The organism is Nocardia sp. 852002-20019_SCH5090214, from assembly GCF_001665865.1.
In the GTDB taxonomy this organism is placed as follows: Bacteria; Actinomycetota; Actinomycetes; order Mycobacteriales; family Mycobacteriaceae; genus Nocardia; species Nocardia nova.
The window spans coordinates 37,702-56,772 of the sequence record NZ_LZMK01000273.1 but is presented as its reverse complement, the minus strand read 5'-3'; the positions used below and the strand labels follow the sequence as shown (position 1 = coordinate 56,772).

Below are 19,071 nucleotides of genomic sequence, written 5' to 3'. Positions count from 1 at the left end.
CAGCGCACACCCACCTCTGTTTCCGTGCGCGGAATTCCCCGTTCCTGTAGCATTTGATTGCGAATGCAATTACATTTGCGATTCCCCGAGCTGCCGGATTCCCGAGTGGACATTCGCCGAGTCGACACGAGCGTCCGTAACCCGTTTTTTACGCGCGATTCAGCGCACGGGACGTCACCCCGATCGGAAACGAGGAGAGGCCACCGTGCGATTGGAGACATTATCGAGACCGCGTGCCTGCCCTGCGTAGCTGAGGACCCCCTCTCACCGAGCTTGGCGAGCACTGATGAGACAACTCATCGCCGTACCATGACGACGTGCCACCCGACCGCCGGGCGGCCCGAAAACCCCACTCGCACAAGGCATACGAAGGCCCTGTCGGATGGGTAGGAACTACGAGCGATTTGTCCGTATTAAAGTGGAAGGCGTTTTGTCGAGCGGGTCGATCCCCCCGCCACGCCACGGTTTCGGAAGCTTGTGTCGGCATTGTGTCCGACCCGGGGACGCTGCCCCGGCGAGCATTGTTTCACTCCTGCGCACGACGATGTCACGCGGAGTGACCTGTTACGGCCCACGCTGTGCGGAAAACCGTTGTACCACACCTTGTCGATACTACTGAACAGCGCCTTTGCTGTCCGGCACTCGCCGTGAATTCCGGCAGGCTCCGAGCATAACCTTCCGATACGACCGATTCCGCGAAGGACACCACGAGCCGCGATACCGGAGATGTCATGCGCGTAATTCCGATTTACGGTCCGAGGAATAGCCGCTCGTTCGGCAAGCGGGTCTCCGGGAGACGCCCGTCGATCGTGCCGAGAACGAATTCGAGCGTGCACCAGCGCTTGCGCCGCCAGTCCCGGACGATGTTGTCCACCGCCGCGGCGGCGGTCCGGTAATCGAAGGCCGTGCCACCCAGCCAGATACGCACGTGCACATCGTTGTGCGCGGCGTCGCCTCCCCTGCCGGGCCTCAGCACGGCGCCGGGAGGGCCGAGGTCGCGCTGCCACCGCAGCGCCGCTGCCGATTCTCTGCGTTCATCTTCGTCCCCGAGCGGTAGTGCCGGCCTGACTTCGGTCCAGCCTTCCTTCCACTCGGGCGATCGACCACCGTAGAACTACGTACTTTTCCTACGCAGCGCGTTCCTACGTAGTCCCTACCCCTCCGCGGTCACCGCCTGGGCGCCGAATCCGGAACCCCAGCTCCGCAGCGCGCGGTCGAGGATATCGGTGAGTTCCTGATCGGGATGGTCGAGCCAATGTTCGTATCCGGCGATCGCGACACCGAGGGCACAGTGTCCCGCGACCTGAGCGAGCAGGTCACGAGTGCCGACACCCAGCCGGGCCGCCACGAACTCGGCGACCACGTTGCGCCACTCCTGATAGCGCAGCGTCGAATGCGCCTGCAGCGCGGGCACTTTCAGGATCAACTCCATGCGCTTGCGGTGCCAGGGCACCTGAGCCGGGTCGAAGCGGTTGAACTCGACCACCACACTGCGGACCGCGTCGGCGACCGGCTGTTCGGGCGGACACCGGTCGAACAGATCGCGCATCGCCTGCAGCTGGTCGCTGAAATTGCCCCACACGACGTCGTTCTTCGATTCGAAGTAGCGGAAGAAGGTCCGCTTACTGACACCGACGGCGGCCGCGATGTCCTCGACGGTGGTGTCGTCGAACCCGCGCTGTTCGAACAATTCGAATGCGACTCGTTCCAACTCGTCCGCGCTGGTAGAGGGCTTGCGCCCCGCCCTGACGCGAGGCGTGACGGGTTTTTCCGCCGTCACCCCTTCCATTTTGTCACTCGGTGACATTATGCTGTGCCTCACACCCGTTACCCCGATCCCATCCCCTAGGAGCGGTCATGAACGAACCCATCACCAGCCAGACAGTAGTCCCCGCCGAGGACGCGCTCGTCGAAGACGACCTGCTCGTCGAGGATGTCTCGATCGATGGCATGTGCGGTGTCTACTGACGGCTTCGATCCGGCCGGCTCCTATCGGCTCGCGCCCTCGATCTCGCTGCGGCCCGAGCCGTTCGGAGCGCTGGTCTACGACTTCACCACCCGGCGGCTGTCGTTTCTGAAAACGAAGCAGCTGGTGGCGGTCGTACAGGGACTGGCCGAGCAGCCCGACGCGGCCGCCGCGCTGGCGGCCGCGGGGGTGGCCGAGACCGAACGTCCCAGCTATGTGAAGGCGCTCGCCGGTCTGCTGCAGGCGGGCACCATAGTCCCGCGCCCCGCCGGTGCCGAGGAACAGGATCACCGATGAAACTGGTCGAACATTTCAAACACGGTCTCGACGCCCCGATCTGCCTGACGTGGGAACTCACCTACGCCTGCAACCTCGCGTGTGAGCACTGCCTGTCGTCGTCGGGCCGCCGCGACCCGCGCGAGCTGTCGACCGCCGAATGCAAGGCGTTCATCGACGACCTCGAACGCATGCAGGTCTTCTACGTCAACATCGGCGGCGGCGAACCCACCGTCCGCAGCGACTTCTGGGAACTGCTCGACTACGCGGTCGCCCATCATGTGGGAGTCAAGTTCTCCACCAACGGGATTCGGCTCACCCCCGAGCGGGCCCGGCAGCTGGCGGCCACCGACTACGTGGATGTGCAGATCTCCATCGACGGCGCCACCGCCGAGGTCAACGACGCGGTCCGCGGTCCCGGATCCTTCGACACCGCGATGCGGGCCATGGGCAACCTGGCCGACGCCGGGTTCGAGAACTTCAAGATCTCGGTCGTGATGACCCGCCACAACGTGGATCAGCTCGACGAGTTCAAGGCCATCGCCGACCGGTTCGGCGCCCAGCTGCGCATCACCCGGCTGCGCCCGTCCGGACGCGGCGCCGACGTATGGAACGAGCTGCACCCGACCACCGACCAGCAGTTGCAGATCTACGACTGGCTCGTCGCCCACGGCGAAGGCGTGCTCACCGGCGACTCGTTCTTCCACCTCAACGCCCTGGGCTCCACCCCGATCGCCGGACTGAACCTGTGCGGCGCGGGCCGCGTGGTGTGCCTGGTCGACCCGGTCGGCGACGTCTACGCCTGCCCGTTCGCCATCCACGACGAATTCCTCGCGGGCAACGTCCGCGACACCGGTGGATTCGAAAAGGTCTGGCGCACATCGGATCTGTTCGAGCGGCTGCGGCAACCACAGACCGGTGGCGCGTGCACGTCGTGTTCGGCCTACGACGCCTGCCAGGGCGGATGCATGGCCGCCAAATTCTTCACCGGACTGCCTTTGGACGGGCCCGACCCCGAATGCGTCAAGGGCAACGCCGAACTCGCCCTGGCCGGCGTCGGCGCGAAACCCCAACCGGACAAGAACCACTCCCGTAGTGCGCCGCGGCGCACGGTCGCCCTCGGCATCCCCACGCGTAGCCGGACCACCGCGCCCGACCGGGCATGCGACACCAGCCCACTCGCCGGGCTCACCTGACCAACCGATCGCCGACCTCCGGGCACACACCGTCCGGGCGGCGAGACCACTTTCAGCACAAGGATTCTCATGGCAAGCACCCGTGACTGGTTCGAATCGGTCGCCGAGGCCCAGCGCCGCGCGAAGAAGCGCGTCCCCAAGGCCGTCTACCTGGCCCTGCTCGCCGGCTCCGAAGCCGGCGCCACCCTCGACGACAACGCCGCCGCCTTCACCGAACTCGGCCTGCGCCCGCACATCGCCGACCTGCCCGCCACCCGCGACCTGAGCACCACCGTTCTCGGACAAGGCATTTCGATGCCGGTGATCTGCTCCCCCACCGGCGTCCAAGCGGTCGACCCCGCGGGAGAGGTCGGCGTCGCACGCGGGGCCGCGATGTCGGGCACAGCGCTCGGCCTGTCGTCGTTCGGCTCCAAACCGATCGAGGAGGTCATCGCCGCCAACGACAAGACCTTCTTCCAAATCTATTGGCTCGGAAGCAAAGACGACATGGTCGCCCGCCTCGACCGCGCCCGAGAAGCCGGCGCCAAAGGCATCATCGTCACACTCGACTGGGTGTTCGCCACCGCCCGCGACTGGGGCAGCCCGCCACTGCCGGAGAAGATCGACCTGAAGACCGCGGTGCGATTCACACCCCAGGTCGTCACCAAACCCGGCTGGCTGCTGCGCTTCGCCCGCTCCGGCAAACTCCCCGACCTCACCACCCCCAACCTCGTCCCGCGCGGGCAGCAGGGCCCGACCTTCTTCGGCGCCTACGGCGAATGGATGGGCACCCCACCGGTCACCTGGGACGACCTGGCCTGGCTGCGACAGCAATGGGACGGCCCGTTCCTCATCAAGGGCATCGGCCGCCCCGACGACGCCAAACGCGCCGTCGACATCGGCGCCACCGCCATCTCCGTCTCCAACCACGGCGGCAACAACCTCGACACCACCCCGGCCGCGATCCGCATGCTGCCCAGCGTGGTTCAGGCCGTCGGCGGACAGGTCGAAATCCTGCTCGACGGCGGAATCCGGCGCGGCAGCGACGTCGTCAAGGCACTCGCCCTCGGCGCCGACGCGGTCATGATCGGCCGCCCTTACCTGTGGGGCATGGCCGCCGCCGGCGACCGCGGCGTCCACAACGTCCTCGAGGTCATCCGCCAAGGCATCGACTCCGCCCTCTACGGACTCGGCCACGCTTCCATCCACGACCTCACCCCCGACGACGTCATCGTCCCCGACGGCTTCACCCGAGGCATGTAGTGGCCCCCGCCCCGGTCGCCATCGTCACCGGCGCCGCCCGGGGCATCGGCGCCGCCACCGTGCACCAGCTCGCCGCCGCGGGCTGGCGCGTCGTGGCCGTCGACATCTGCCGCGACGATCCCGCTCTCGGCTACCCGCTCGGCACCCGCGACCAGCTCGCGGCGGTGGCCGCCGCGCACGCGGGGACGGTCGTCGATGTCGAAGCGGATGTGCGCGACGTCGAAAGCCTCGGCGGCGCAGTCGAAATCGCGCTGCACAGGTTCGGCCGGCTCGACGCGGCCGTCGCCGCCGCGGCCGTCATGACCGGCGGCCGGCCGTTGTGGGAAACCACCCACTCCGACTGGGAGCCCATGTTCGACATCGGCGTCCACGGCATCGCCAACCTCGCGAGGGTCGCCATCCCCGCGATGCTCGCTCGCCCCGAACCTCGCACCGGCCGCTTCATCGCCCTCGCCTCCGCCGCCGCCCATCACGGCATGTGGCATCTCTCCGGCTACAACGCGGCCAAACACGCCGTCGTCGGTCTGATCAAGGGACTCGCTCACGACCTGCGCGGAACCGGCATCACCGCCACCGCCGTCTCCCCTGGCTCCACCCGCACCGCCCTGCTCACCGAAACCGCCCGCATCTACCACCTCGACACCGTCGAGGAATTCGCCTCTCACCAACTCCTCGACCGCATCCTCGAGCCGGACGAGGTCGCCGCCGCCATCGCATGGCTGTGCACCCCCGAATCCGCCGCCGTCACCGGAACTGTGGTGCACGCCGACGGCGGATTCCTGGGATGACTGCCGAAGCGCTCGAGCGGCCGGATGTCACAACTCGGTGCCCCCCACCGTCCACCACACGTTCGGCGCCGGTGGTGTAGGTCGCGTCACTCTCGATTGCGCTGACGTAGCCTGTCGGTACTTCTGACCAATCGACCGGATTGGAGTGCGGTGACACATCCGCCAGTATTGGTACTCGGAGCTACGGGGGGACAAGGCGGCGCCGTTGCCGACGCATTGCTGTCGCGCGGGGTGGCGGTGCGCGCGATGGTGCGCGATCCGCAGGGTCGTAGGGCGCAGCAGCTCGATGAGCGCGGCGCGGAACTCGTAAGCGGATCGCTGGACGACCGGGCCGCGCTCGCGGCGGCGATGGCGAATGTCGCGGGCGTGTTCGCCCTGACCACACCGTTCGAGACGGGTGTGGATGCGGAGGTCCGGCAGGGGCGGGCGATCATCGGGGCGGCCGGCGATGCGGGGGTGCCGCATCTGGTGTTCAGTTCCGTGGCGTCGGCGGACCAGAACACGATGATTCCGCATTTCGAGAGCAAAGCGGTGATCGAGCAGGAACTCACGGCCAGTGGTCTGCCGGCGACCGTCGTCGCACCGACATATTTCTTCGACAACGCGCTCGGTGGCCGCCGGGAGCTTCTCGACGGCGTGCTGGAGCTACCCATACCTTCCGATCGCCCGCTTCAGCAGCTTGCGCGAGAAGATCTCGGGCAGTTCGTCGCTCATGTACTGCGCGAGCCGGACCGCTATCTCGGCGAGCGCGTCGAACTGGCCGGCGACGCCCCCACACCCGCCGACATGGCCGCCGACATCGGTGACGCGCTGGGCCGGCCCGTCGTCCATCGGCAGACGTCGCTCGAGGCCATCGGCAATCCGGATATGCACGCCATGTGGGCATTCCTCGACGCCGGCGGCTACCGCGTCGACATCGAGGCTCTGCATCGCGCGACGCCCGAGGTCGAGTGGACGTCGTTTCGTAGCTGGGCGCTACGGACCCTTCCCGCGGTAGCGGCGGAATCTCCTCGCAATCCGTGACTCGAATCGACATCGACAACGAAGGGACCATCGATATGTCGGAGACGAATTCCACCGCGTGGCCGCGGTTGCGGGTTGCGGAGTGGGCGCAGACGCGGGAAACCCTGCATATGTGGATGCAGATCGTGGGGAAGGTTCGGCTCGCGCATGCTCCGTTGTTGAATCACTGGTGGCAGGTCACGCTTTTCGTGAGCCCGCGGGGGCTGATGACGCCGGCGATTCCTTACGGTGATCGGCTGTTCGATATCGAATTCGACTTTCTCGCGGATCGGTTGGTGATCCGCGCCGACACCGGCGATATGCGCAGTGTGGCGCTCGCACCGAAAACCGTGGCGCAGTTCTACGCCGAAACCATGCAGGCGCTCGACGAGCTCGGGTTGCGGACGCGGATTCAGGGGCGGCCGAACGAGGTCGATCCGTCCATCCCGTTCGCCGAGGACACCCGGCACGCCTCCTACGATCCGGAGTCCGCGCGGGCGTTCTGGCGCCAGCTCGTGCATGCGAATCGCGCGCTCGGCGAATTCCGGTCGGGATATGTCGGCAAGTCCAGTCCGGTGCATTTCTTCTGGGGCGCAATGGATCTCGCCTATACCCGGTTTTCGGGGCGAACCGCGCCGGAACACGGCGGCGGTGCGCCGCACTGTGCCGATTGGGTCATGGTGGAGGGGTATTCCCACGAACTCAGCAGCTGCGGATTCTGGCCCGGCGGCGGCGAGGAAGGCGCGTTCTACGCCTACGCATATCCCGAACCCGAGGGCTACCGCGAGCGGCAGCTGCAGGTGCCGGGGGCGGGCTACGACGCCGCGCTGGGGGAATTCGTCCTTCCGTACGAGACCGTGCGGACGGCGGATGATCCGAACGCCGTGGTCGCGGCCTTTCTGCGCGAAACATATGCGGCCGCAGCCGAATTGGGCCGGTGGGATCGCGCCGAACTCGAATGCGATCCGCATCGGTGGGCCGAGAAGAAAGCGGCCGCGCCCTGGTCGCTGCGCTGACGGACGCGACACAGCGCCGCGGCCGGCTCGCACCGATGCGAGCCGGCCGCGGGGTCCGACGCGCTACACCCGCACGGCGAAGCGGAGCTTACGTCCCAGGGTGTGCGGTTGCGCCTGGGAGATGATCATCTCCTGGACCCGTTCCCGGCTGGTGCGGACGAACTCGACCGCCTCCTTCACCGCCACATCGATATCCATGACGGTCGGAATGTCGAGCACCTTCACGATCTGCTCGAGCCGTTGTTCGGGTGTGCCGCGCACGGTCACCACGGGCGCCCCCAGCTCGCTGATGGTGTGCAGCAGTTTGCTGTCGGAGATCGCACGGTAGCGCTCGTCCACCGGACGATGTCCGTCGGGATCCATCGGCACCTCCACCGGAAGGTGGAAGAAGATGTCGTAGCCCTTGCGGGCGCGCTGGCGCGCCATCTCGCCGTAGGCGTCCAGGTAGCGCCGGAAGAACGGGCGGCCCGGCAGGGTCACGGTGTTCTTGACGATCTTGTGGAAGCGGGTGGACCCCGGATTCGGGCCGGTGATCAGGCGGGTCGCACCGTAGACCCATTCGTTGAGCACCGATCCGTCGGCGATGAAACCGTTGCCCTGCGCCTCGAGCAACGTCTCGGCCTCGATGCGCAACTCCAGGCGGCGAAAGCCCAGCGCCATCAGTTCGGTGGTGTTCAGATCCTGGAAGCGCATCCCGGGGAAGAATTCGGTCACCACCTCGCGCGCCGAGGAGGCGTCGACCCGTGGGATGCCGGTGAGCAGCGCCAGCGCGGTGGACGTGGTCGTCTTACCGGTGGAGTACGTGCCGGAGACGACGATGCGCCGATAGTTTGTTCCGGACATGGAAAGCCTTTCGAGAGAGGTTTTTTCGAGATCAGGCCGGTAGCTGGTGGGCGAGGTCGTAGCGGATCGAGCAGCCGGCGAATTCCGACTCCCAATTCGAGATCCGCCATTTACCCCCGCCGAATCCCAGAACCATCGAGCGCGCCATCCGCGTGGTCGCCGAACCCGGCGTGTACGGCGGCGGGGGCGCCTCCGCCCGCGCGGTCATCCGGCGCATCCACAACGTCTCACTGTCCTTGCGGGCGATATTGTCCAGCTCGTACAGCACGACCTGCGACAGTTGCGCCAGGATCACCGTGGCGTCGACCAAGGTGATCGAGGGCTGGTAGAAATCGGCGACTCCGGTGCCGGACGCGTCCGAATCCCCCAGCGAGAGAGCGAATTCCGCACTCGCGCTCGTCCCCTCGCCGTCGAGGCGGATATCGCGCAGGTACTGGCTGCGCCCGTAGACCGGACCGTGCGAGTAGCCGCCCACCGGCTCGGCCACCGTCCGCGCCGGACCCGGCGCCGGGAACCGGGGTGGGGTGGGCAGCGCGACAACGGCCTCCAATTCCATTGTGCTGCCGAATGATCCGGAAATGGTCAAGGTATTCGCCGTACTGCCCGTGACGGCCGCCTCGATCGGGAACCGGTCCAGGTTCTCGGTGGCGACCGTGCCGCTGCTGAATTGCACGAACGGCATCCAGCACCGGCTGATGTCGGCATCGCTCAGACCGCACTCGCGCAGGATCACCGCCAGCAGCCGGTAGCCGAAGATCGAACAGTCGATGCTGCTCAGGTGCGGGGTGAGCACCCGGGTGCTCTTCTGCGACCAGTCCAGCGGGTAGCGCACCCCGGCGACGGCGGTCAGTGCCGGCCCCGTCGGCCGCGGCTCGACGGTGATGTCGAAGATCTCGTGGCCGATGCGCTTGTAGCCTTCACCGAAGAATCGGCCGGTCCGATCTCCGAGCACCGTATCGATATCGGGATAGGCGATCTGTCCGGTACTCATGCCGCATCCGCCTCGTCGTCGGGATCGTCGGCCGGACCGGCGGCGACGATGGCCACCGGTTCGCTCGCGGAGCTTTCGCCGAACCGCTCGACCACCCGGGCCGCGATGCCGCGCAACGACAGTCCGCGACTGAGCTCCAGCGCGGAGATCTTCACTTCCAGTGACTTCTCGGCACGAGCGCCGAATTCCATGGCCATGAGCGAATCCATTCCCACATTGGTGACCGGTTCGTCGATATCGACCGTCTCGACGGCGACGCCCAGCACCACTGCCAACTGCTCGGCGAGCTGGCGGGCCGCGAAATCGGCGCGCTGCTCGGGCGGCAATGCCATCACCTCGCCACGCAGACTGCCCTGCCCTTCACCGCCGACACCGGCATCGGCCAGCAGCTGCCGGAAGCGCCGGGTCTCGACCGAGGGCCGGGCGCCGCTCGCCCACACACCCCAGTCGATATCGGCGACCGCGACCTGCGCGGTGTCCAGCGCGAGGCATTCCGCGAGCAGCGCCGTCGCGCGATCCATATCGATCGGGCGAAAGCCCAGCATCTTGACGTACCCGACGAGCGCCTCACTGCCGTCGGCCATACCGCCACCGGCCATGAAGCCCCAGTTCACCGACAGCGCCGCGGCACCACGTCCACGCCGGCTCGCGGCCAGACCGTCGAGTGCGGCATTGGCCGCCGCATAGCCGACCTGCGGTGTGATGCAGCCCAGCGCGCTGATCGAGGAGTAGAGCACGAACATGTCGGGCTCGATCCCGGTCGCGGTGAGTGCGCGGTCGAGGTTGTAGGCGCCGCGCACCTTGGTGAACAATCCGCTCAGCGAGTCGCGCGTGATCTGCGGAATCGGCAGATTGTCCACGACACCGGCGGCGTGGAAGATGCCCCGCAGCGGCGCGGTGCTCCGAATCCGTTGCAGCAGTGCGACGGTCGCGGCGTAGTCGGCGATGTCCAGGCGTTCCTCGACCACCTCGATGCCCGCCTCGGTGAACGCCGCCACCTGGGCGACGGCCTGCGGCGTGACGGCGCCGTGCCGGCCCACCAGTACCAGCCGCCGTGCTCCCGAGCGGGCCAGCCAGCGAGCGGTGGCCAGACCGAATCCGCCGAATCCACCGGTGACCAGATAGACCCCGTCCGGGTCGATCACCGGATGCCCGAGTGGTGGCCGCACCGCGGGCTCCTGCTCCCGCATATCGATCACCACGCGACCCACATGCTGTGAGCGCGCGACACTTTCGAACGCGGCCGGCAACTCCGAGGCCGGATACGCCGTATAGGGCAGGTAGCGGTAGGTGCCGTCCTGCAGCCGCTGCTGCGCGATCCGCAGCGGCGCCCGCAGAATTTCCGGATCGTGGGCCAGCGCCCGGTCCATATCCACCGCGAAGAAGGTCAGGTTGCGGTCGAACGGGGCCAGGTCGATCACACCGCCGCCGTAGATGTCGGCCTTGCCGATATCGACGATCCGGCCGAATTCCGCTGCGACCCGGAAGTTCTGGCGCAGGATCTCACCCGGCGCGGAGCTGTAGACCACATCGACGCCACGGCCACCGGTCAAGGCCGCGATCTCGTCGGCGAACCCCGCGGACCGCGAGTTCAGGACATCGTCGACGCCCAGCTGCCGCACCTGATCGCGTCGCGATTCCGTACTGGCGGTGCCGATGACGCGGGCGCCGATGTGCTGGGCGACCTGCACCGCGGCCATTCCCATGCCGCCGGCCGCACCGTGCACGAGCACGGTCTCACCGGGTTGCAGCCGCGCCAGCGTCCGCAGACCGAAATCCGCTGTCAGATAAGGCAATCCGGAACCACAGGTGAGCGGATCGTAGCTCTCGCCGGGATCGAGCCGATGCGGGAGCGAGGCGCCCGCGTCGACCGGCATCGTCACATAGCGGCGCAGGATGTCGCCCGCGCACACCATCATCCGGTCACCCACGGCAACCTCGTCGACATCCGCCCCGACCCGGGTCACCACACCCGAGCCCTCCATACCGACGGTCATGGCGAAGTAGGTGTCGCCGAGTTCCTTCTCGGTCAGCACGCCCAGGACCTTCATCGCGTCCTTGTAGTTGAGACCGACGGCATCCATCCGCAGTTCGACCTCGCGCGGTCCGGGCGCGCGCCGCGGGGATTCGCGCAACGCGAGATCCGACAGCAGCCGCGAACGCGGAATCTCGGCCTCGAATCCGGCTTCCGGATCGGTGAGCGGCCGGGCAGTATCACGCTGCCGCAGATAATCGTCCAGATTCTGCGCGATCCGCACGGCCCAGGGGGTGCCCGCGCGCACCGCGATCTCGTCACCGATGTCGTCGGCGACAACCAGTGCGCGGCAGTCGTCCCAGCCCGCCCCGTCGAGGTCCAGCAGACGCCATCCGGCCGCCGGCTGCTCGTTGAGCAGCGCCCGTCGCGCCCCGACCAGCGCCCCGTGTTCGGGATGAGTGGCCGTGTCGGACGGCGTGCACAGGGCGTGCTCGGTGATCACCACGCACCGCAGATCGGTCGAATCGTCCTCGGCGAGCAGCGCTTCCACTACCGCCGCGATCCGCGCGAGGGCGTAGACGGTGCCGTCGGCGGGCGCATCACCGCAGGCCACCACGGCGACGTGCCGGGGACCGGTTGCCGAGGTGAGCGCCGCACGCAGCCGCTCCTCGTCGATCTCGTCGACATCGGCGAGCACCACACTCGTCGCCGAGTCCGCGCCGGCCAGGGCGGCGACCCGTTCGGCGGTATCGGCGCCGATGCCGATGACGACCAATCCTGCTGTCGCCGAAGGCAACTCGCCGTAGTCGACCTCTTCCCACACCTGCTGGTAGAACACCCCACCCAGTTGATGGACCACATCGGGCCGCACCGACACCGGGCGGAACTCCACCCCGGTCATCCGCATCGACACCGCGCCGTCCTCGTCGAGGATGGCGATATCGGCGCGCAAGGGATCGGTGCCGCGCCGGGTGACGACCACCCGGGGCCGCTGCGGCAGCGGGGCCAGCAGGCGGACGCTGCCGATGGCTGCGGGGACGATCGCGCCCGCGTCGGGACCGCTGTCGGCGGCCAGCGCGGCGACGCACTGCAACGCCGCGTCCACCACCGCGGGATGAGCCAGGTGCGGGTGGTCCGGATTCGCGGGCGCATCGCCGGTGACGCTGGCCAGCACGGTATCGCCGCCGATGACCGCGGAGACGATGCGCTGGAACGCCGGGCCGTAGTCGAGACCGCGCGCGGCCAGGCCCGTGTACAGGTCGGCGCCGGCCACCACGGCCGCTCCCTCGGGCGCGCCGAACGGTTCGACCGCCGTGTCGAAATCGGTTTCGACGAGCCGTCCGACCGCGTTGCGGGTCCAGACCTCGGCCGAGGCCGGGCGGGAGTGGACGGCGAAACGCCGCGTGCTCTCCTCCACCGTGACGCGCAGGACGGGGACGTCGTGTTCGTCGATCACCAGCGGTGCGACGAATTCGATGTCCTCGAGCCCGATCCGGCTGCGGCCCGTCCGCTCGGCCGCCGCGCTGAGGGCCGCGTCGAGGTAGGCCGCGCCGGGCAGCACCACATGGCCGTCGACGACATGATCCGGAAGCCACGGCAGTCGCGACACCGACAGCTGCACTTCCCATTCCGATCCGGCGCCGACCGTGGTCTCGCCCAGCAGCGCGGGGCTGTTCGCGGCGCCGAGTTTGTCGCGCGTCGTGATCGGCTCGTCGTGCCACAGCCGCTTGCGCTGCCACGGGTAGCTCGGCAGCGCGACATACGGCGACCGCGCCGCCTCCGGATGTCCGGGGACCCTGGTGCCGTCGAGGGAACCGGCGACATACAGGTCCGTCACCGCCTGCAGGATGTGGCGGCGGTCGTCGCGGTCGCGCGAGAGCGTGCTCACCGCCGCGCCGACCACACCGCGGTGGATCAGCAGCTCGCGGATATTGCCGCTGAGCACCGGATGCGGCCCGACCTCGACGAAGACCCGATGTCCGGCGTCGAGCAGGCTCGATATCGCGTCGGCGAAGCGTACGGGTTCGCGTACGTTGCGGCACCAGTAGGCCCCGGTCCACGCGGTGCCCTCGAGCGCGTCGGCGGTGACCGTCGAATAGCTGGGCACGGTGGCCGCTCCCGGGGTCAGCTCCGCCAGCGCGTCGGCCAGATCCGCCAGAATCGGATCCATCAGATGGCTGTGATAAGGCACCTCGACTCGCAGCATGCGCGCGAAAGTCCCTGTCGCCGAGAGCATATCGCGCAGCATCTCCAGATCGGCGCTGTCGCCGGCGAGAGTGACCGCGCTGGGGCTGTTCACCGCCGCGATCGAGATGCCGGGGCTGTCGGCCAGCAAGGTCCGGACGTCCGCCTCGGGCATGCCGACCGCGAGCATGCCCCCGGTTCCGGCGGTGGTGGCCTGCAATCGGGACCGGTGATAGCTGACCAGGACCGCGTCGCGCAGCGACAACGCGCCCGACACATACGCCGCGGCGACCTCTCCGACACTGTGACCGACGACCACGGCCGGACGCACGCCGTACTCGGCGAGCTCGGCGGTCAACGCCACCTGCAGCAGGAAGTTCGCCGGTTGCGCGACGGCGGTCTGCGCGACCTTCGAATCCTGCTCCCCGGCAAGCATTTCCGACAGAATCGACCACCCCGCCACCGCGGTGAATTCCGCGTCGACCTCGCGGGCCACGCGGGCGAAGGTGGTGTCGGCGGTGAGCAGTTCGCGGCCCATCCCCCACCACTGCGGGCCCATACCGCTGTAGACGAACACCGGCTCGACCGAACCGTCGCCGACCGCGCGGGCGGGCGCCTTACCCGCACCGGATGCGAAGTCGTGCAGCTGAGTACGCAGATCCTCGGCATCGCGGTAGACGAATCCGGTGCGCAGCGAATGGTGCGCGCGCCGGGTCCACAGCGCCGCCGTCACCGAGTCGACGGTGTCGTCGCGCAGGGTTCGGGCCAGTTCCGCCGCGGTCTGGCGCACCGCGGCCTCGGAGCGGCCCGACAGCGGCGCGATCCGCGGTACGTCGAGTCGTTCGGGGCTTGCGGCCGAAGCCGGCGCCTCGGTCAGAATCACGTGGGCGTTGGTGCCGCCGTAGCCGAATCCGTTGACCGCGACCGCACGCTGCCCGGGGGTGCCCGGCAGCGGCTCGCTGTCGAGCGGCACCCGCAGGCGCCATTCGTCGAACGCGATCTCCGGGTTGGGATTCGACAGCGAGAAGTGCGGCGCGACCGTGCCGTGGTGGAGGGTCAGCGCGGCCTTGATCAGGCTCGCCACCCCCGCCGCCGCTTCGGTGTGGCCGAAGTTGCTCTTCACCGATCCGACCGGCACCGCGGCGGTCCGCCCGTCGACGGCGCCGTAGACCTGACCGAGCGCCTTCATCTCGATCGGGTCGCCGACCGCGGTGCCGGTGCCGTGTGCCTCCAGATAGCCGATGTCGCGGGCCGCGATGCCGGACTCCTCGCGGACCTGCGCGGCGAGTTGTTGCTGGGCAACGGGATTCGGCACCGGAATGGCCATAGTCCGGCCGTCCTGATTGACGCCGGTCGCGCGGATCACCGCGTAGATCCGGTCCTTGTCGCGTGCGGCGGCATCGACCGTCTTGAGCACCACCGCGCCGGCCCCTTCGGCCCGGCCGTAGCCGTCGGCGCCGGCCTCGAACGTCTTGCAGCGGCCGTCGACGGACAGGAACCGGCCCTTGCACATGGAGATGAAGGTTTCCGGCTGCAGCATCGCATTGGCGCCGCCGACGATCGCGGTCTCGCACTCACCGGCGATAATCGCCCGCACCGCCAGATGAGTGGCCACCAGCGACGACGAGCACGCGGTGTCGACGGTCAGGCTCGGCCCGTGCAGATCCAGCAGATAGGAGATCCGGTTGGACAGCAGCGTGTGCGAGGCGCTCATCGCGGTGTGGTTGTTGATCGCCGACCGCACCAACGGCCCGCTGCGCCCGAGCGCGTTGTCGAGGATGAAGCCGCCGACATAGACACCCACCCGGCCGCCGGACACCCGCCCGGCCATCCCGGCGTCGTCGAGCGCCTCCCAGGTGACCTCCAGCAGCAGCCGTTGCTGCGGATCGAGAATCGCGGCTTCGCGCTGGGCGATGCCGAAGAAGTCGGCGTCGAAGTCCCACAGCGACTGGGTGAGGAAGCCGCCTCGGCGGGTGTACATCCGGCCGGGTGCGTCCGGATCCGGGTCGTAGTACTTATCGATGCTCCATCGGTCCGGCGGAATATCCACGATTCCGTCGCCGCGCCCGAGCAGGAAATCCCAATAACCTTTCGGATCAGAAATGCCACCGGGAAAACGGCAGCCGATACCTACTATCGCAATGTCGACCATTGTCACTCCTGGCTGTGAACAGTGCCCGAATTCGTCGGGACGAACCGCGGCGTTGTCCAAATTCCGGACACCTGTACCGGATGCGTGCAGCCTATGGTGTGCGATTCGGAGCGGTCAACGAATTCCGAGCGCACACAAATGCGCGAGGCGCCGGTACGCACCGGCGCCTCGCGCATTTTTCTGTCGGTCAATTCTGTACGGGAACGGGATCCGGCCCCGGCCGGGCCCGGGAATCCGGATCCGGCCCGCCCTCGAGTCCGGCCGGCAACCGCCGCAGCCATGTCGGCCCCCACCAGTTGGCCGCGCCCAGCAGGCGCATCAGGGCCGGAACGAGAATGCCGCGGATCAGGGTGGCATCGCTGAGCACCGCGAGCGCCAGTCCCAGGCCGAACAGCTGAATGAAGGAAACCCGCGAGGTCACCATCCCCGCGAAGGCGATCGTCATGAGCAGTGCGGCGGCGGTGAAAATGCGCGCCGTGCGGGCCACGCCGATCGCGACCGACCGGGTGTTGTCTCCGGTCACAATCCATTCCTCACGAATTCGAGAGAGCAGGAATACTTCGTAATCCATCGAAACGCCGAAGGCCAGACAGAACATGAGAATGGGCATGGTCGGAACCAGAAATCCGGTAGGCGTGAAACCGAATATTGCCGACAGATGACCTTCCTGAAAAATCCACACCATCGCGCCGAATGTCGCCGACAGCGACAGGGTATTCAGCAGCAACGCCTTGACCGGAAGCCACACGCTGCCGGTGAAAGCCAGGAGTACGAGCAGGGTCGACACGGCGATCAGGCCCAGCGCGAGCGGCAACCGAGAGGTCAACGCGTGCACCGAATCCGCGTTCTCGGCCGCGGCGCCGCCGTAGAGTGCCGGGCTCGGCGGGGGCACGTCACGAATCCGGTGCAACAGATCGTTGCCCGCCGGCGACGACGGGTCGGCCTCGGTGCCGACGCGCAGATAGGTTCCGGCCGGCGTGCTCATCCCGTCCGGCACCGCCGCGACCCGGGTTCCTTCGGCGAACACTCCCGAGGCGGACAACACCGAGGTCACGCCCTCGACCCGGGAGAGATTGGCGGCATAGTGCTCCAGCTCGGGTGAGACGAGGCCGTAGCCGGGCAGCGCCACGGTCACCGCCGCCATCGCATTCTCATGGAAGTCGCCGCGCAGCGCGTCACCGACCTCGTGACTGGACGCACCGTGCAGGACGCGGTCGTCGGCGGAGCCGAATCGCATCGAGAGGGCCGGCGTGCCCAGGAGCAGCAACAGCGCCACCACCGCGACCGCGGACAGCACCGGCCGGCGCATCACCGCCCGCACCACCCGATACCAGCGGGTGTCGGCCGGCTGCGCGGGCACTCCGCTCGGTGCCGGTCGGCGAGCCCAGCGCCGCAACGGAACTCGCAGATCGAACCGGTGCAGGTGCGGCGCCGTCACCGCCAGCGCGGCCGGTACCAGCAGCAGGGTCGTGACCACGGCGGCGGCCAGTACCGAGAGCCCCGCGAAGGCCAGCGACCGCAGGAAATACAGCGGGAACACCAGCAGCGTGCACAGCGAAAGCCCCACGACCGCACCGGAGAACAGCACCGTGCGCCCCGCGGTCCGCGCGGTGCGCACGACCGCCGCACCGGTGTCGAGACCGGCCGCGCGTTCCTCGCGGAATCTGCTCACGAGGAACAGGCTCGAATCGATCGCCACGGCGAAACCGAGAGCGCTCATCATGTTCAGCGCGAAGATCGACACGTCGCCGAACTCGGCGAGGATGCGCAGCAGCGGCAGCGTGACTGCGATGGTGAACAGACCCACCGCCAGGGGTATCGCGGCGGCGATCACACTGCCGAAAACGATGATCAGCGCCAGCCCGGTCAACGGGACCGCGATCGCCTCGGTGACGATCAGATCCTTCACCACCTGCTCACTCATCTGATTCAACGCCACGGCCTGACCGCCCGCGAGTACGGTGACACCGTCGTAGTCACCGCCGATCCGATCGACGAGCGCGCCCGCGCGCTGTGGTGCGGTGGTGTCGTCCCCCGCGACGTGCGCCAGCACCAGCGCCTCCCGGCCGTCTCCGCTGCGCAGCGCCGAGCGCAGATCCGGCGCCAGCTGCCAGTAGGACTGCACGGCGTCGACATGGTGGTCGGCGTGCAACTGCGCGACCACGCGTTCACCGGCCGTCCGTGCCGCTGCGGACTCGACTCCCCCGGGGGCGCGCACCAGCAGAACGACATTCGGCACGGCCGAGGGGAATTCGTCGCCCAGGAAGGACGACACGCGTGCCGATTCGGTATCGGGCGGCGAGAACCCGCCCGTCTTCAGATGCGTCGGCGCGGTGGCGCCGAAGGCGATGCTGACGATGCCCACCAGCAGACATGCCGCGAGGACCGCGCGGGCGTGTCGGGTGGCGAAAGCGGCGACGGTGGACAGCATGTGCCGAACCTCTCGGGAGTGCGACGAAACGGATGCGGGGCGTTCAGATGGCGGTGTCGGAGGACTGGATCCGGTCCGCGAACGCACGCCACTCCCGCGCGTTGCGGCTGGCCAGCTCCGCGACGGTCGCGGCCAGATGCGGCGGCACCGCTTCGGCCACCCGCGGCCACATCTTGCGGTTCATGGAATGGGAATGCAACCAGCGCAACAGATCTCGTCCCTGCTGACTCGCCCGCATGGCCGGGTCGCGGGTAAGTTTCTGCAGCAGTAGGGCATTGGTATCGGGCCCTTCGGCGGTATCGCCGTCCGAGCACAGACGCTCGCGCATCTTCTTCCGGATGGCGTGCGCGGTGCTGACCGACACATCGGCGGCCGCCGCCAGTGCGCGCAGCGGCATATCCGGTGAGGCCGTGAGCAATTCGATCACCTGCTGGCGCCGCCGGGAGGAATCCAGTGGCCGGGAACGGCCGTCGGCGCCGATCCGGATGTTCGACTGCGGAATTTCCCCGGTCGAACGCAATCTGATGCGCGCCACCGTCTTCGACGACAATCCGGTGCTGGTGGCGATGGTACGATCGGACAATTCGGGCATCGATTCCAGGATGCGCTCCGCGGCCGCCTTCCGGTCGGGCAGCGTCAGCGGAAGCCCGTGCACCACATTGGATTCGACGCCGCGCAGGAATGCCTCCGCGGCGCTGCCGTCGAAGAACAACACCTCGATATGGGTCATGCCCTTCATCCGCGCCGCATGCACGCGGTGCATCCCGTCGATCACCCGCATGGTCGCGCGGTGGACCAGGATCGGCGGCCACTGCGACTCGCTTTCGGCCAGCCGCACGATGTGGCGGCGATCCTCCCCGGTGGAACGCGGCGAATCCGCCGGCAGCAGCCGCTGCAGTTCGACTCGATAACACGCATCGGATGTCAGCGGCACCACTGCGCCGACGTTCGCTTTACGCTGAGCGGACATTCCAGCCCCCAAAAGAAGTTCGTCCGGAACGGGACCGGT

General features: G+C 68.0%; 14 protein-coding genes. 7 read left to right on the top strand and 7 right to left on the bottom strand.

Translation table 11 applies throughout. The features are described 5' to 3' along the window. Positions 1 to 748: 748 nt before the first annotated feature. Entirely contained in the window at positions 749 to 928 is a 180-nt protein-coding gene (locus A5780_RS21285) for a hypothetical protein (RefSeq protein ID WP_146098736.1), read from the bottom strand. A gap of 225 nt (positions 929 to 1,153) precedes the next feature. Continuing rightward, positions 1,154 to 1,789: a mycofactocin system transcriptional regulator gene (mftR, locus tag A5780_RS21280; protein WP_064905132.1), complete on the bottom strand. Its 636-nt coding sequence runs from the start codon at positions 1,787 to 1,789 to the stop codon at positions 1,154 to 1,156. A gap of 68 nt (positions 1,790 to 1,857) precedes the next feature. On the opposite strand from mftR, the gene mftA reads away from it, so the two are divergent. The 7 genes from mftA to A5780_RS21250 all read left to right on the top strand — a co-directional run bounded on the left by mftA (position 1,858) and on the right by A5780_RS21250 (position 7,486). Continuing rightward, positions 1,858 to 1,968 (top strand): mycofactocin precursor MftA, encoded by a 111-nt coding sequence (gene mftA / locus A5780_RS39260; RefSeq protein ID WP_081879272.1) that lies wholly within the window; start codon positions 1,858 to 1,860, stop codon positions 1,966 to 1,968. Continuing rightward, complete coding sequence (gene mftB, locus A5780_RS21275; protein WP_231983037.1) at positions 1,958 to 2,263, top strand: mycofactocin biosynthesis chaperone MftB; 306 nt, start codon at positions 1,958 to 1,960, stop codon at positions 2,261 to 2,263. The genes mftA and mftB overlap by 11 nt, the downstream gene beginning before the upstream one ends. Next, positions 2,260 to 3,438, top strand: a complete 1,179-nt coding sequence (gene mftC, locus A5780_RS21270; RefSeq protein WP_063019159.1) for a mycofactocin radical SAM maturase — start codon at positions 2,260 to 2,262, stop codon at positions 3,436 to 3,438. The genes mftB and mftC overlap by 4 nt, the downstream gene beginning before the upstream one ends. A 69-nt stretch (positions 3,439 to 3,507) precedes the next feature. Beyond that, positions 3,508 to 4,680: a pre-mycofactocin synthase MftD gene (gene mftD, locus A5780_RS21265; RefSeq protein WP_063019161.1), complete on the top strand. Its 1,173-nt coding sequence runs from the start codon at positions 3,508 to 3,510 to the stop codon at positions 4,678 to 4,680. Beyond that, on the top strand, positions 4,680 to 5,468 hold the full coding sequence (locus A5780_RS21260) for a mycofactocin-coupled SDR family oxidoreductase (protein ID WP_064909389.1): 789 nt from the start codon (positions 4,680 to 4,682) through the stop codon (positions 5,466 to 5,468). The genes mftD and A5780_RS21260 overlap by 1 nt, the downstream gene beginning before the upstream one ends. 150 nt (positions 5,469 to 5,618) lie before the next feature. Beyond that, a complete protein-coding gene (locus A5780_RS21255; RefSeq protein WP_063014023.1) occupies positions 5,619 to 6,491 on the top strand; it encodes an NmrA/HSCARG family protein in 873 nt (290 codons plus the stop codon). Between the two features lie 35 nt (positions 6,492 to 6,526). Further along, positions 6,527 to 7,486 carry a DUF5996 family protein gene (locus A5780_RS21250; protein WP_063014172.1) on the top strand — a complete coding sequence of 320 codons (960 nt, stop codon included), beginning with the start codon at positions 6,527 to 6,529 and terminating at the stop codon, positions 7,484 to 7,486. Positions 7,487 to 7,549: 63 nt separating this feature from the next. Here A5780_RS21250 and A5780_RS21245 read toward each other — a convergent pair whose 3' ends face one another. From A5780_RS21245 to A5780_RS21225, 5 genes are all read right to left on the bottom strand, one after another. Further along, positions 7,550 to 8,329, bottom strand: a complete 780-nt coding sequence (locus A5780_RS21245; protein ID WP_063014025.1) for an ATP-binding protein — start codon at positions 8,327 to 8,329, stop codon at positions 7,550 to 7,552. Positions 8,330 to 8,360: 31 nt separating this feature from the next. Beyond that, the gene (locus A5780_RS21240) at positions 8,361 to 9,320 is read right to left on the bottom strand and encodes an AvrD family protein (RefSeq protein ID WP_064909388.1); all 960 of its coding nucleotides are present in this window, start codon (positions 9,318 to 9,320) and stop codon (positions 8,361 to 8,363) included. Beyond that, the gene (locus tag A5780_RS21235) at positions 9,317 to 15,631 is read right to left on the bottom strand and encodes a type I polyketide synthase (RefSeq protein ID WP_064909387.1); all 6,315 of its coding nucleotides are present in this window, start codon (positions 15,629 to 15,631) and stop codon (positions 9,317 to 9,319) included. The genes A5780_RS21240 and A5780_RS21235 overlap by 4 nt, the downstream gene beginning before the upstream one ends. 187 nt (positions 15,632 to 15,818) lie before the next feature. Beyond that, on the bottom strand, positions 15,819 to 18,062 hold the full coding sequence (locus A5780_RS21230; protein WP_064909386.1) for an MMPL family transporter: 2,244 nt from the start codon (positions 18,060 to 18,062) through the stop codon (positions 15,819 to 15,821). Between the two features lie 43 nt (positions 18,063 to 18,105). Next, a complete protein-coding gene (locus A5780_RS21225; RefSeq protein WP_064909409.1) occupies positions 18,106 to 19,032 on the bottom strand; it encodes a ParB N-terminal domain-containing protein in 927 nt (308 codons plus the stop codon). Positions 19,033 to 19,071 lie beyond the last annotated feature (39 nt).